A 14,005-nucleotide genomic window follows, 5' to 3' on the forward strand; every position below is an offset into this window, starting at 1 on the left:
GGCACGAACCCGGCCACCGCCCGGCGGCCGGCCACCCGGTCTGACCGGCACACACTCCGAAAACCCTTGCCCCACCCGCGATCTTGCCCGCGATCGAGCGACCGTCGACCAGGTGTGCCGTCACCCGTACGTGTCGCCTCTCGCTACACTCCGATGTCGTGCACCCGTTTCGTCGTGGGGGTCGGCGACCCGCTCGTGCCTTGCTCGCCAGTGTTCTGGCCGGGCTGCTCGTCGCCGGGTGCACCGAGGGTTACGCCCAGCCCCAAGCCGCGGGGGACAAACCCGCCATCGCGGGCGGCAAGACCTCCGCTCCGCCTCGGCCCGTCGATGTCAAGCTCGCTTCGGGTGACCCCCGGCAGAGTGGTGGTGTGATCGCCGCCGGTGGGGCGGACGCCGTCTACAACTACGGGCCCTCCGTCATGCTCGACCGCGGGCAGACCCGGATGTGGTGGTGCAGCCAGTACGGTGGCGCCGGACCCGCCGGCGACGACATCCTCTATGCCCAGGCCCAGTCGATCGACGGGCCGTTCACCGGGCCCGGGGGCGGGATCCCGGCCGCCGTCTTCTCCGGGGCGCCCGGGCAGTTCGACGGCATGCACACCTGCGACCCGTCCGTCCTGCGCGTCGGCACGACCTACTACCTCTACTACACCGGGGCGGCGGGCGACCACGCGCTCGGCAACGCCGTCGGGCTCGCGACCAGCCCGGACGGCGTCCACTGGACCCGCGCCGCGGGCGGGAAACCGATCCTCGGGCCGTCGCACGACGTCCACCGCGACAACGTCTACGGCGCCGGCCAGCCCTCGGCCGTCTACCTCGACGGCTGGTTCTACCTGATGTTCACCGACACCACCGGCCGCGCCGCGGCGTGGAACGGGGCCGGGCAGTTCGTGCTCCGATCGCGCGATCCCGCGTTCGGCTCCGGGGTGCAGGCGCTCGACGTCGGCGGGTTCGTGCCGGTCGCGACGACGTCGGCGCCGCGCGGACGTTCGGTCGTCGAAGGGTTCAGCGCGGACCTGATGTGGGTGGGCGCGCTGGACGCGTTCGTCATCGCGCACGAGACCGACACCGGGACCACGCTGACGTTCTGGACCGCGGACTTCACCGAGAACCCGTACAAGCCGGTGGTCATCCCGGGCCCGTGGAAGGAAGGGCCGGGGCTGGTTCGGCGCGCGGACGGGCACGCGCCGCTGTCGTCGGCCGTGCCGTGCGACCGGGTGCCGCTCGACGTCGTGCGCGCGACGGTCATCGGCTCCGCCGGGGCGCCGACCGACCTGCGGCACTACGGGCTCGACCTGGTGGGCAGCCAGGCCTGCGCGAGCGCGAGCCGGGTGGCCGCGACGTTCGACGGCGTGACGATGCCCTCGCCCGACCGCACGATGGACCTGGTCCGCGCCGGGCAGCGGGTGCGGGTGGACCGGCGCGGGGTCGCGGCGGCCCTCGCGGGAGAGTTGCTGGAGAAGGAGCCGCCCGAGGTGGCGGCGCTCCCGGTGGCAACGCGGCTGCGCTCCGGCGCGGACGCGCTCCAGGCCCCGGGCCGCGGCCTGGCACTGGTCCTCGACGACCGCCGCCTCTGGCGCATCCCGGACGGCGCAATAGTGGCCGGCAACGGCTCGGCGACGAAGCCGGTGACAGACGCCCAGTGGGACGGCGCCCAGCAAGGCCCCTCACTGGTCGGCTGACACGGCGCTCGCGGGCGTCTGGTCAGGCGAGCGCGCGGTGGCCGGGCCGGCCAATGAGCAGCTAGACGCGGGGTTCCCGGCTGCGTTGGCCAAGCCGTCGGGGCCGCGGCGAGGCTTCTTCCTCGGACGGCTCAGCTCGCCGCCGGGGTCGGGGCGAAGGCGCGTCACCGGAGGACTCAACCGGCCGGCGCGAGCGCGGCGAAGGCGAAGGCTCCCGATCACGAGGCCGAGGCGACGGCACCTCGCGAGGCTCGTCATCCACCGGCCGGGCACGCCCGATCCGCGCGCCGACGAACAGCCCCAGCCCCGCCGGGATCAGCACCAGCAACGCCGAAAACGCCGCCCCGCCGGTCAACGCGCCACCCAGCTCCGAAACGCCCGTCTGGTCGACGAACACCGCCCGGCCGATCACGTACAGGATCCCCGACACGACTCCCGCCACCAGCGCCGCGATGAACCACGCGCGGCCGCGATCCGCCAGGCCCCGCCATGCGTCCAACGCGCTCCACAGCGCCGCCGCGCCGACCAAGACCGCCAGGGCCACCGAGGTCATCAGCGTCTGGTCCGTGGGGTGGTAGACGGCGTACTTGGCCAGCAGCGTCAGCGCCACGCCGTGCAGCAGCGCCATCCCGAGTCCGCGGATCACCCAAGCGCTCATCCTGCGGAGTGTAGGCCAGGTTACCGGCGAGTTGCCCGGCAAGCGCCCACTAGGCTGGGCCCGTGCCTGAAACCCATGGACGACGCCGGGCGGCGCTGCGCGGGCTTCTGACCGAAGCCGGCCTGGACGCGCTGCTGGTCACCGATCTGCTCAACATCCGCTACCTGACCGGGTTCACCGGGTCGAACGCCGCCGTGCTGCTGCACGCCGAGGGTGACGCGAAGACGCTGTTCTGCACCGACGGCCGCTACACGACCCAGTCGGCCGCCGAGGTGCCCGACCTCGACAAGGTCGTCGACCGGGCCAGCGCCGCCGCCCTCGTCGCCAGAGCCGCGAAGGACGCCAAGACCTACGGCCGCGTCGGCTTCGAGAGCCAGCACGTCAGCGTCGAGGAGTACGAGGCCCTCAAGAAGGACGTGGCCCTCGAACGCTCTCCCGGCCTCGTCGAGCGGCTGCGCCTGGTCAAGGACGAGGCCGAGATCGACGCGCTGCGCCAGGCGTGCGCCGCCGCCGACCGGGCGCTCGACGACCTCGTCGCCGCGGGCGGCCTGCGCCCCGGGCGGACCGAGCTGGACATCGCCCGCGACCTGGAGAACCGGATGCTGGAGCACGGCTCGAGCGAGCCCAGCTTCGCCTCCATCATCGCCGCCGGCGCGCACTCGGCCATCCCGCACCACCAGCCGACGCACGCCGAGCTCAAGCGCGGCGACTTCGTGAAGATGGACTTCGGCGCGACCGTCGACGGCTACCACTCCGACATGACCCGCACCTTCGTCCTCGGCGAGCCCGCGGACTGGCAGCGGGAGGTGTACGACCTCGTGCACGCCGCCCAGGCGGCCGGCGTCGACGCCGTCGTGCCGGGCGCCGAGGTGTCCGATGTGGACGCCGCGGCGCGGAAGGTGATCGCGGACGCGGGCCACGGCGAGCACTTCGCCCACGGGCTCGGGCACGGCGTCGGCCTGCAGATCCACGAGGCGCCCAGCTTCGCCGCCACGGGCGTCGGTACACTGTCCGCCGGTATGGCGGTCACCGTCGAGCCCGGCGTCTACCTCGCGGGGCGCGGTGGCGTGCGCATCGAGGACACGCTCGTCGTGCGGGCTGGGGAGCCCGAACTCCTCACCCTGAGCACCAAGAACCTCGTGGTCGTCTGACAGCGGCCGCGAACCGTAGATCGACACAGGAGACTGCAAGCTCGTGGCCACGACCAACGACCTGAAGAACGGGCTCGTCCTCAACCTCGAGGGCCAGCTGTGGACCGTCACCGCGTTCCAGCACGTCAAGCCGGGCAAGGGCGGCGCCTTCGTGCGCACGACCCTCAAGCACGTGCTCACCGGCAAGGTGGTCGACAAGACGTTCAACGCGGGCACGAAGGTCGACACGGCCACGGTGGACCGCCGGAACATGACGTACCTGTACAAGGACGGCGCCGACTTCGTCTTCATGGACGGCGACACCTACGACCAGATCACGGTCCCGGCCGAGGTCGTCGGCGACAACGCCAACTACATGCTCGAGAACACCGAGGTCCAGGTCGCGGTGCACGAGAACGAGCCGCTGTACGTCGAGCTCCCGACGTCGGTCGAGATCATCATCCAGCACACCGACCCGGGCCTGCAGGGCGACCGCTCGACCGGCGGCACCAAGCCGGCGACGCTGGAGACCGGCGCGGAGATCCAGGTCCCGCTGTTCCTGTCCACCGGCGAGAAGATCAAGGTCGACACCCGCGACGGCCGTTACCTGGGCCGCGTCTCCAGCTGATGCCGACTTCGAAGCCCCACCCGAACCGCGGCGGCGCGATCAGCCGCAGGCAGGCGCGCCGCCGCGCGGTGGAAATGCTGTACGAGGCCGTGCAGCGCGACACCGACGCGGTGACGCTGCTGGCCGACCGCGTCGGCGCGACCGAGGTCGACCCGATCGCGGACTACACGATCAGCCTGGTCGAGGGCGTGACCGCCCGGAAGGCGCAGATCGACGAGCTGCTGGCCGAGCACGCGCAGGGCTGGACCCTGGAGCGGATGCCGAAGGTCGACCTCGCGGTGCTGCGGGTCGGGGTCTACGAGCTGCTCTGGGCCGAGGACGTGCCGGACCCGGTCGCGATCGACGAGGCCGTCGGCCTGGCGAAAGAGCTGTCCACGGACGACTCGCCGCGGTTCGTCAACGGCGTGCTGGGCCGGATCGGCACGATCGCCGACCGCCTCCGCGCCGTGCTCTGACGAAGAGAAGAACATCCGGGTGCTGCGTGCCCCCCGACGAGTCAGTGAGCGTCTCCGGTGCCCCGCCGGGAACGCTCACTGCGTCGGTCACAGCACATCCGGCGATCAGTCCTCCTTGGAAGGACGCGCCTCCGGCGGCAGGACGCCCCAGTCGATGAGCTGCTCGGTCAGCTCGCCCGGGGTCATGTCGTAGATGATCGCCAGGGACCGCAGGTCCTCGGTGCGGATCGAGAGCACCTTGCCGTTGTAGTCGCCGCGCTGGCTCTGGATCGTCGCCGCGTAGCGGGCCAGCGGGCCCACCTTCTCGGCCGGCAGCTGCTGCAGGCGTTCGAGGTTGATGACGATCTTGGTGGCGGGCTCGGCACCGGAGGGGACCCGGCCCTCGGGCAGCAGCTCGACCACCGGCACACCGTAGAAGTCGGCCAGCTCGGCCAGCTTCTGCACCGTGACGGCACGGTCGCCACGCTCGTACGAGCCGACGACGACGGCCTTCCAGCGCCCACCGGACTTCTGCTCGACCCCGTGCAGGGACAGGCCCTGCTGCTGGCGGATCCCGCGGAGCTTGGCCCCGAGCGCCTTGGCGTAATCGCCCATCTGGTCGTTCTCCGTTCTCCACCCCCTCCCGGTCGGGGTGACCGGTCCAGGGGACTCTTCGAGTCGAATACTCAGAGTAATGGTTACGCATTGTTGTCACCAGGTCAAGCGCGAGCTTGCCGCGAATCACGCCACACCACCCGTAAGACTGAGCAAAGTGCCTGCTACTGTCGGTGGGAAAGCCCCGACCAGCAGGGGAACAGACGTCCTTTAAGGACCCGTCCGGTGAGGCGGGGAAGGAGTCCGAAGTGTCGTCACGTCCGCGTGGCGCGGCTGGTTCGGCCGGGGAGCGCGAGCTCCTGACGGCCGGCGATGTCGCGCGCACGATCGCCCGAATGGCCCATCAGGTCATCGAAAAGACCGCGAACGGTGCGGAAAGCACTACCCCGCCCGTGTTGCTCGGGATCCCGTCCCGCGGCACCCCGCTCGCCGTCCGGCTGGCAGACAAGATCGGCGAGTTCTCCGGGGTCCGCCCGCCCGCCGGCGCCCTCGACATCACCCTCTACCGGGACGACCTCCGCCGCCGGCCGCCGCGCGCGCTCGAACAGACGCAGCTGCCCGCCGACGGCATCGACGACCGCGTGGTGATCCTGGTCGACGACGTGCTCTTCTCCGGCCGGACGATCCGGGCCGCGCTCGATGCCCTCCGTGATCACGGCCGCCCCCGCGCGGTGCAGCTGGCCGTGCTGGTCGACCGCGGTCACCGCGAGCTGCCGATCCGCGCCGACTACGTGGGCAAGAACGTCCCGACCGCGCGCACCGAGGGTGTGTCCGTCCTGCTGGCCGAGATCGACGGCCGCGACGCGGTGCTGCTGCGCCCGTCGGAAGCCCCTGGAGAGGACTCGTGAAGCACCTGCTCGCCACCGACGGCCTGGACCCGGCGGTCGCCACGGCCGTGCTCGACACCGCCGACGAGCTGAAGCACACGCTGCTCGGCCGCGAGGTCAAGAAGCTGCCGACGCTGCGCGGCCGCACGGTGATCACCCTGTTCTACGAGAACTCGACCCGCACCCGGGTGTCGTTCGAGATCGCCGGGAAGTGGATGAGCGCGGACGTGATCAACGTCTCCGCGTCCAGCTCCTCGGTCAACAAGGGCGAATCCCTGCGCGACACGGCCCTGACGCTGGCCGCCGCGGGCGCCGACTGCGTGATCGTCCGGCACCCCGCCAGCGGCGCCGCCCAGCGGCTCTCGGAGTGGCTGGCCGAGCCGGGCACCTCGGTGGTCAACGCCGGCGACGGCACCCACGAGCACCCGACGCAGGCCCTGCTCGACGCGGCGACCCTGCGCGAGCGCCTCGGCTCGCTGAAGGACCGCCGGGTCGCGATCGTCGGGGACGTCCTGCACAGCCGCGTCGCCCGTTCGAACATCCACCTGCTCTCGGCGCTCGGCGCGGAGGTGGTGCTGGTCGCGCCGCCGACACTGCTGCCCTACGGCGTCGAGAGCTTGCCGGTCACCGTCTCGCACGACCTGGACGCCGAGCTGCCCGCGGTCGACGCGGTCATGATGCTGCGCGTCCAGGCGGAACGCATGCACGGCGGGTTCTTCCCGAGCGCCCGCGAGTACTCGATCGCGTACGGCCTCTCGGAAAAGCGGCAGAAGCTGCTGCCGGACCACGCGGTCGTGCTGCACCCCGGCCCGATGCTGCGCGGGATGGAGATCGCGAGCGCGGTCGCCGACTCCCCAGCCTCGGCCATCACCGAACAGGTCCGCAACGGCGTCCACGTGCGCATGGCGGTCCTCTACCACCTCCTGGCCAGCGAAGGAGCCGCCGCGTGAGCACCGTGATCAAGGGCGCCCGCCCCTACGGCGAGGGTGACCCGGTCGACGTCCTGATCGAGGACGGGGTGATCACCGGGATCGGCACCGTCCAAGCACCCGAAGACGCCGAAATCATCGAAGCCGCCGGTCAGGTACTGCTGCCCGGCTTCGTCGACCTGCACACCCACCTGCGCGAACCCGGCCGCGAGGACACCGAGACCATCGACACCGGCTCGGCCGCCGCGGCGCTCGGTGGCTACACCGCGGTGTTCGCCATGGCCAACACGAGCCCGGTCGCCGACAACGCCGTGGTCGTCGACCACGTGTGGCGCCGCGGGCAGGAGGTCGGCCTGGTCGACGTCCACCCGGTCGGCGCGGTCACCGTCGGGCTCAAGGGCGAGAAGCTCGCCGAGCTGGGCACCATGGCGAACGCGCAGGCCCGGGTGACGGTGTTCTCCGACGACGGCCTCTGCGTCGCCGACCCGCTGCTCATGCGCCGCGCGCTGGAGTACTCGACCGCACTGGACGCCGTCATCGCCCAGCACGCCGAGGAGCCGCGGCTGACCGTTGGCGCCCAGGCCCACGAGGGCGAGCGCGCGGCCCGGCTGGGCTACACCGGCTGGCCCGCCGCCGCCGAGGAGTCCATCGTCGCCCGCGACTGCCTCCTGGCACTGCACGCCAACGCGCGGCTGCACGTCTGCCACGTCTCGACGTCGGGCACGGCGGACGTGCTGCGCTGGGCGAAGGACCGCGGCACGAAGGTGTCGGCCGAGGTCACCCCGCACCACCTGCTGCTCACCGACGAGCGCCTGGCCACCTACGACCCGGTCAACAAGGTGAACCCGCCGCTGCGCACGGAGTCCGACGCCGAGAAGCTGCGGGCCGCGCTCGCCGAGGGTGTCATCGACTGCGTCGCCACCGACCACGCGCCGCACGCCGTGCAGGACAAGGACACCGAGTGGACCGCGGCCCGGCCGGGCATGCTGGGGCTCCAGACGGCCCTGTCGATCGTGGCCGAAACCATGGTCCGCACCGGCCTGCTCGACTGGCGCGGCGTCGCCCGCGTGATGAGCGAGCGCCCGGCCGAGATCGGCAACCTCGCCGACCAGGGCCGGCCGATCGCGGTCAGCGAGCCGGCGAACCTGGCGCTCGTCGACCCGGACGCCGGGTGGACGGTCCGGGGCGCCGAGCTGGCCAGCATCGCGGCCAACACCCCGTACGAGGGAATGCGGCTGCCCGGCGTGGTGACCGCCACGCTGCTGCGCGGGCGGGTCACCGCCCGGGACGGGAAGATCTGCTGATGGAACGCCTTTGGCTGGTGCTGGCGATCGTCGCCTTCTTCCTGCTCTGCCTCTGGGGCATGTACGTCGGCTGGCGGCGCAAGTCCCGCTCGCAGAGCGCCCAGGTGCCGCCGTTCCCCGCCATCCCCGAAGACACCGGCGAGGTGCTGCTGGAGTCGACCGGCGTCTACCTGGCGACGACGGTCGCGGGGGAGTGGCAGAACCGGATCGTCACCCGCGGCGCGGGGCTGCGCACCGGCGCGGTGTGGCGCCTGCACGCCGACGGGATCGCGGTCGAACGCGGGGGAGCGCCCGACTTCTGGATCCCGCGCGACGCCGTCACCGGCGTCCGGCGGGACACGAAGATCGCCGGGAAGGTGATGGGCACCGACGCGCTGCTGGTGCTCACCTGGCGGCTCGGCGACGCCGAGCTGGACACCGGCTTCCGCGGCGACGACCTCGACGACTATCCACAGTGGATCGAACAGCTCAAGATCAAGGGAGGTGCCCAGTGAACGCGCGCGCTCAGGCCGCACTGGTACTCGAAGACGGCCGGGTGTTCCGCGGCGCTGCCTACGGCGCGCAGGGGCGAACCCTCGGCGAGGCGGTGTTCTGCACCGGCATGACCGGCTACCAGGAGACGCTGACCGACCCGTCCTACCACGGGCAGATCGTGGTGCAGACCGCGCCGCAGATCGGCAACACCGGCTGGAACGACGAGGACGACGAGTCCTCGAAGATCTGGGTCAACGGCTACGTGGTGCGCGACCCCGCGCGCACGCCGTCCAACTGGCGCTCCAAGCGCACGCTGGACGAGGAGCTGGTGAACCAGGGCGTCGTCGGCATCGCCGAGGTCGACACCCGCTCGCTGACCCGCCACCTGCGCGAGCTCGGCGCGATGCGCGCCGGGGTCTTCTCCGGCGACGCGCTGGGCACCGTCGACGAGATGGTCGCCGAGGTGCTGGCCAGCCCGAAGATGGAGGGCGCCGACCTGGCGGGCCAGGTCACCACGCCCAAGCCGTACGTCATCTCGCCCGAGGGCGAGACGCGCTTCCGGGTCGTCGCGCTGGACCTGGGCATCAAGTCCAACACCCCGCGCCAGATGGTCAAGCGCGGCATCGAGGTGCACGTGCTGCCCTCGACGTCGACGCTGGACGAGCTGCTGGCGGTCGAGCCGGACGGCGTCTTCCTGTCGAACGGCCCGGGCGACCCGGCCACGACGACGCACGCCACCGAGCTGACCAAGCAGGTCCTCGGCCGCGAGCTCCCGCTGTTCGGCATCTGCTTCGGCAACCAGGTCCTGGGCCGCGCGCTCGGCCTGGGGACGTACAAGATGCGCTACGGCCACCGCGGCATCAACATCCCGGTGATCGACGTCGCGACCCAGCGGGTCGCGATCACCGCGCAGAACCACGGCTTCGCCCTCGAAGGCGAGCCCGGGCAGCGCTTCGAGTCGCCCTTCGGCGCGGCTCAGGTCAGCCACTACTGCGCCAACGACGGCGCGGTCGAGGGCCTGCGGGCCTTCGACGTCCCGGCGTTCTCGGTGCAGTACCACCCCGAAGCCGCGGCCGGCCCGCACGACGCGGCCCCCCTGTTCGACGATTTCGTTTCGCTCATGGAGAAGAAGGCCTGATGCCGAAGAGGACGGACATCCAGCACGTGCTGGTGATCGGCTCCGGGCCGATCGTGATCGGGCAGGCCGCGGAGTTCGACTACTCCGGGACCCAGGCCTGCCGGGTGCTGCGCAGCGAAGGCCTGCGCGTCTCCCTGGTGAACTCGAACCCGGCCACCATCATGACCGACCCCGAGTTCGCCGACGCCACCTACATCGAGCCGGTCACGCCGGACTTCGTCGAGAAGGTCATCGCCGAAGAGCGCCCCGACGCGATCCTGGCGACCCTCGGCGGGCAGACCGCGCTGAACTGCGCGGTCGCGCTGCACGAGCGCGGCGTGCTCGACAAGTACGGCGTCGAGCTGATCGGCGCCGACATCGACGCCATCCAGCGCGGCGAGGACCGGCAGAAGTTCAAGGACATCGTGCGCACCATCGGCGCCGAGGTCCCGCGCTCCCGCGTCTGCCACGACATGGACGAGGTCCGCGACACCGTCAAGGAGCTGGGGCTCCCGGTCGTCATCCGGCCGTCGTTCACCATGGGCGGGCTCGGGTCCGGCATGGCGCACACGCCCGAGGACCTCGAGCGGCTCGCGTCCACCGGGCTCACCGAGTCCCCGGTCACCGAGGTGCTCATCGAGGAGAGCGTGCTCGGCTGGAAGGAGTACGAGCTCGAGCTGATGCGCGACAAGAGCGACAACGTCGTGGTCGTCTGCTCGATCGAGAACGTCGACGCGATGGGCGTGCACACCGGCGACTCGGTCACTGTCGCCCCGACCATGACGCTCACCGACCGCGAGTACCAGGTGATGCGCGACGTCGGCATCGCGGTGCTGCGCGAGGTCGGCGTCGACACCGGCGGCTGCAACATCCAGTTCGCGATCAACCCGGCCGACGGCCGGATGGTCGTCATCGAGATGAACCCCCGCGTTTCGCGAAGCTCCGCGCTGGCGTCGAAGGCGACCGGTTTCCCGATCGCCAAGATCGCCGCGAAGCTCGCCATCGGCTACACCCTCGATGAGATCCGGAACGACATCACCGGTGAGACGCCGGCGTCGTTCGAGCCCGCGCTGGACTACGTCGTCGTGAAGATGCCGCGGTTCGCCTTCGAGAAGTTCCCGGGCGCGGACCCGACGCTGACCACGACGATGAAGAGCGTCGGCGAGGCGATGTCGTTCGGCCGCAGCTTCCCCGAGGCGCTCGGCAAGGTGATGCGGTCGATCGAGACGAAGGCGACCGGGTTCTGGACGCTGCCCGACCCCGGGGGCGCGACCGTGGAGTCCACTTTGGACTCGCTGCGCACGCCGCACGAAGGCCGGCTGTACGAAGTGGAACGCGCGCTGCGGCTGGGTGCTTCGGTGCAGGAAGTCCACGAGGCCTCCGGCATCGACCCGTGGTTCATCGACCAGATCGCCCTCATCGGCGAGGTCGGCGCCGAGGTCCGCGACGCGCCCGTGCTGGACGGGGAGCTGCTCCGCCGCGCCAAGCGCACCGGGCTCTCGGACCGCCAGATCGCCGCGCTGCGGCCGGAACTGGCCGGCGAGGACGGCGTCCGCGCGCTGCGCCACCGCCTCGGCGTGCGGCCGGTGTTCAAGACCGTCGACACCTGCGCGGCCGAGTTCGCGGCCAAGACGCCGTACCACTACTCGGCCTACGAGTCCGACCCGGAAGCGCAGTCCGAAGTGGCCGCGCAGGGCGACAAGCCGAAGGTGCTCATCCTCGGCTCCGGCCCGAACCGGATCGGGCAGGGCATCGAGTTCGACTACTCCTGCGTGCACGCGGCGATCGCGTTGCGGGAGGCCGGGTTCGAGGCCGTCATGGTCAACTGCAACCCGGAAACCGTGTCCACCGACTACGACACGTCCGACCGGCTGTACTTCGAGCCGCTGTCCTTCGAGGACGTCCTCGAGGTCGTGCACGCCGAGCAGGCGTCCGGCACGGTCGCCGGCGTCATCGTCCAGCTCGGCGGCCAGACCCCGCTGGGCCTGGCCAAGCGGCTCGCCGACGCCGGCGTGCCGGTGGTCGGGACGCCGCCGGAGGCGATCAACCTGGCCGAGGACCGCGGCGCGTTCGGCGAGGTCCTCACCGACGCCGGGCTGCCCGCGCCGCGCTACGGCACGGCGACGTCCTTCGAGGGCGCCAAGCGGATCGCCGACGAGATCGGCTACCCGGTGCTCGTCCGGCCGTCGTACGTCCTCGGCGGCCGCGGCATGGAGATCGTCTACGACGAGGAGACCCTGGCCGGCTACATCAGCCGCGCCACGGAGATCAACCCCGAGCACCCGGTGCTGGTGGACCGCTTCCTCGACGACGCCATCGAAATCGACGTCGACGCGCTGTTCGACGGCGAGGAGCTCTACCTCGGCGGCGTCATGGAGCACATCGAGGAGGCCGGGATCCACTCCGGCGACTCCTCCTGCGCGCTGCCGCCGATCACGCTCGGGCACACGGACCTGCAGGCTGTCCGCCGCTCGACCGAGGCGATCGCCCGCGGGGTGGGCGTGCGGGGGCTCCTGAACGTCCAGTACGCGCTCAAGGACGACGTCCTGTACGTCCTGGAGGCCAACCCCCGCGCGTCGCGCACGGTGCCGTTCGTGTCCAAGGCGACGGCCGTGCCGCTGGCCAAGGCCGCCGCGCTGATCATGACCGGCTCGACGATCAAGGACCTGCGCGCGAGCGGCGTCCTGCCGGCCGAGGGCGACGGCGGGCGGATGCCGGCCGACTCGCCGGTCGCGGTCAAGGAAGCGGTCCTGCCCTTCCACCGCTTCCGCACCCCGGAAGGCCACGGCGTGGATTCCTTGCTGGGCCCGGAGATGAAGTCCACCGGCGAGGTGATGGGCGTCGATGTCTCCTTCGGCAAGGCGTTCGCCAAGTCGCAGAGTGGTGCCTACGGCTCGCTGCCGACGTCCGGGCGCGTGTTCGTCTCGGTCGCCAACCGCGACAAGCGCTCGCTCGTCTTCCCGGTGAAGCGCCTGGCGGACCTCGGGTTCGAGATCCTCGCCACGTCCGGCACCGCGGAAGTGCTGCGGCGCAACGGGGTCGCGTGCACGGTCGTGCGCAAGCACTACGAGGGTTCGACCGAAGCCGAGCCGAACATCGTGGACGTCATCCTCGCGGGCGATGTCGACATGGTGATCAACACTCCCTACGGGAACAGCGGTCCGCGCGTCGACGGTTACGAAATCCGCACCGCGGCGGTGTCCCGCGACATCCCGTGCGTGACGACCGTCCAGGGCGCCGCGGCGGCCGTGCACGGCATCGAAGCGCTGATCCGGGGCGACATCGGGGTCAAGTCCCTGCAGGAGCTCCAGGCGGCGCTGAAGGCGCGGTCGTGAGCACGCGGGAGCGGTTCGGGGCGCGGCTGGCGAAGGCCGTCGCGGCCCGGGGCCCGCTGTGCGCCGGGATCGACCCCCACCCGGGCCTCCTCGAGGCCTGGGGGCTCCCGGTCGACGCGTCGGGCCTGGAGCGGTTCGCGCTGTCCGCCACGGAGGTCCTGGCGGCCCGCGCGGCGGTCGTGAAGCCGCAGTCGGCGTTCTTCGAAAGTTTCGGAGCGGCCGGCGTCCGCGTGCTGGAGCGGGTCGTCGAGACGGCCCGCGAGGCGGGTGCGCTGGTGCTGCTGGACGTCAAGCGCGGCGACATCGGCTCGACGATGGCGGCGTACACGGCCGCGTACGTGGCCGACGGGGCGGCGATCGCGGCCGACGCGATCACCGTTTCGCCGTACCTCGGGTTCGGCTCTTTGGCCCAATGCGCCGAAACGGCCGTCTCGGCGGGGCGCGGCATCTTCGTGCTTGCGCGGACTTCGAACCCCGAAGCGGCCGCCGTGCAGAACGCGAAGCTCCCCGACGGCCGCACGGTGGGCCAGTCGATCGTCGATTCCGCGGCGGCGCTCAACGCATCCGCGGCACCGCTCGGCGATGTGGGGGTCGTCGTCGGCGCCACCATCGCGCCGGGGGACCTGGATCTCTCCGGGCTGAACGGTCCGGTGCTGGCGCCCGGTTTCGGGGCCCAGGGAGCCACTGTGGCCGATTTGAAGGCGCTTTTCGGAGCGGGACTGCCGGGCGTGCTGCCCGCGTCGTCCCGGGACATCCTGAAGCACGGTCCGGAGCAAGCGGCTTTGCGCCAAGCGGTCGAACGGGTCGCCGAACTGCTGGCCGACCCGCAGGAAAACGGCCAATAGCAGGGCCCGGAACCGGGTCCCACCAGG

At 71.6% G+C, this 14,005-nt stretch carries 12 protein-coding genes and 1 pseudogene; 11 read left to right on the forward strand and 2 right to left on the reverse strand.

Going from position 1 to position 14,005, the window contains the following annotated elements; all coding sequences use genetic code 11:
• Positions 1-200 precede the first annotated feature (200 nt).
• Positions 201-1,682 carry a beta-xylosidase gene (locus tag ACIRSS_RS03130; protein WP_400889956.1) on the forward strand — a complete coding sequence of 494 codons (1,482 nt, stop codon included), beginning with the start codon at positions 201-203 and terminating at the stop codon, positions 1,680-1,682.
• 196 nt (positions 1,683-1,878) lie between these two features.
• On the opposite strand, the pseudogene ACIRSS_RS03135 reads toward ACIRSS_RS03130, so the two are convergent.
• A pseudogene (locus ACIRSS_RS03135) lies at positions 1,879-2,310 on the reverse strand (B-4DMT family transporter); the annotation flags it as partial.
• Between the two features lie 92 nt (positions 2,311-2,402).
• On the opposite strand from ACIRSS_RS03135, the gene ACIRSS_RS03140 reads away from it, so the two are divergent.
• The 3 genes from ACIRSS_RS03140 to nusB are packed head-to-tail and all read left to right on the forward strand — an operon-like array spanning position 2,403 to position 4,553.
• A complete protein-coding gene (locus ACIRSS_RS03140; protein ID WP_400889958.1) occupies positions 2,403-3,491 on the forward strand; it encodes a M24 family metallopeptidase in 1,089 nt (362 codons plus the stop codon).
• A 43-nt stretch (positions 3,492-3,534) separates the two neighbouring features.
• Positions 3,535-4,098: an elongation factor P gene (gene efp, locus ACIRSS_RS03145; RefSeq protein WP_160703070.1), complete on the forward strand. Its 564-nt coding sequence runs from the start codon at positions 3,535-3,537 to the stop codon at positions 4,096-4,098.
• Positions 4,098-4,553: a transcription antitermination factor NusB gene (nusB, locus tag ACIRSS_RS03150; RefSeq protein WP_364249674.1), complete on the forward strand. Its 456-nt coding sequence runs from the start codon at positions 4,098-4,100 to the stop codon at positions 4,551-4,553. Before efp ends, nusB begins: the two co-directional genes overlap by 1 nt.
• A 105-nt stretch (positions 4,554-4,658) precedes the next feature.
• Here nusB and ACIRSS_RS03155 read toward each other — a convergent pair whose 3' ends face one another.
• Entirely contained in the window at positions 4,659-5,147 is a 489-nt protein-coding gene (locus ACIRSS_RS03155) for a transcriptional regulator (RefSeq protein ID WP_003096372.1), read from the reverse strand.
• Between the two features lie 248 nt (positions 5,148-5,395).
• Here ACIRSS_RS03155 and pyrR point away from each other — a divergent pair, with 248 nt between their 5' ends.
• The 7 genes from pyrR to pyrF are packed head-to-tail and all read left to right on the forward strand — an operon-like array spanning position 5,396 to position 13,978.
• A complete protein-coding gene (pyrR, locus tag ACIRSS_RS03160) occupies positions 5,396-5,995 on the forward strand; it encodes a bifunctional pyr operon transcriptional regulator/uracil phosphoribosyltransferase PyrR (protein WP_400889960.1) in 600 nt (199 codons plus the stop codon).
• Positions 5,992-6,924 (forward strand): aspartate carbamoyltransferase catalytic subunit, encoded by a 933-nt coding sequence (locus tag ACIRSS_RS03165; protein WP_400880152.1) that lies wholly within the window; start codon positions 5,992-5,994, stop codon positions 6,922-6,924. The genes pyrR and ACIRSS_RS03165 overlap by 4 nt, the downstream gene beginning before the upstream one ends.
• The gene (locus tag ACIRSS_RS03170; protein ID WP_400889962.1) at positions 6,921-8,207 is read left to right on the forward strand and encodes a dihydroorotase; all 1,287 of its coding nucleotides are present in this window, start codon (positions 6,921-6,923) and stop codon (positions 8,205-8,207) included. Before ACIRSS_RS03165 ends, ACIRSS_RS03170 begins: the two co-directional genes overlap by 4 nt.
• Positions 8,207-8,701, forward strand: a complete 495-nt coding sequence (locus tag ACIRSS_RS03175) for a transporter (protein WP_400889964.1) — start codon at positions 8,207-8,209, stop codon at positions 8,699-8,701. The genes ACIRSS_RS03170 and ACIRSS_RS03175 overlap by 1 nt, the downstream gene beginning before the upstream one ends.
• Positions 8,698-9,819 carry a glutamine-hydrolyzing carbamoyl-phosphate synthase small subunit gene (carA, locus tag ACIRSS_RS03180; RefSeq protein WP_400889966.1) on the forward strand — a complete coding sequence of 374 codons (1,122 nt, stop codon included), beginning with the start codon at positions 8,698-8,700 and terminating at the stop codon, positions 9,817-9,819. The genes ACIRSS_RS03175 and carA overlap by 4 nt, the downstream gene beginning before the upstream one ends.
• On the forward strand, positions 9,819-13,133 hold the full coding sequence (gene carB / locus ACIRSS_RS03185) for a carbamoyl-phosphate synthase large subunit (protein ID WP_400889968.1): 3,315 nt from the start codon (positions 9,819-9,821) through the stop codon (positions 13,131-13,133). Before carA ends, carB begins: the two co-directional genes overlap by 1 nt.
• A complete protein-coding gene (gene pyrF / locus ACIRSS_RS03190; protein WP_400889970.1) occupies positions 13,130-13,978 on the forward strand; it encodes an orotidine-5'-phosphate decarboxylase in 849 nt (282 codons plus the stop codon). The genes carB and pyrF overlap by 4 nt, the downstream gene beginning before the upstream one ends.
• The last annotated feature ends 27 nt before the right edge of the window (positions 13,979-14,005 follow it).

Source organism: Amycolatopsis sp. NPDC101161, assembly GCF_044768185.1.
In the GTDB taxonomy this organism is placed as follows: domain Bacteria; phylum Actinomycetota; class Actinomycetes; order Mycobacteriales; family Pseudonocardiaceae; genus Amycolatopsis.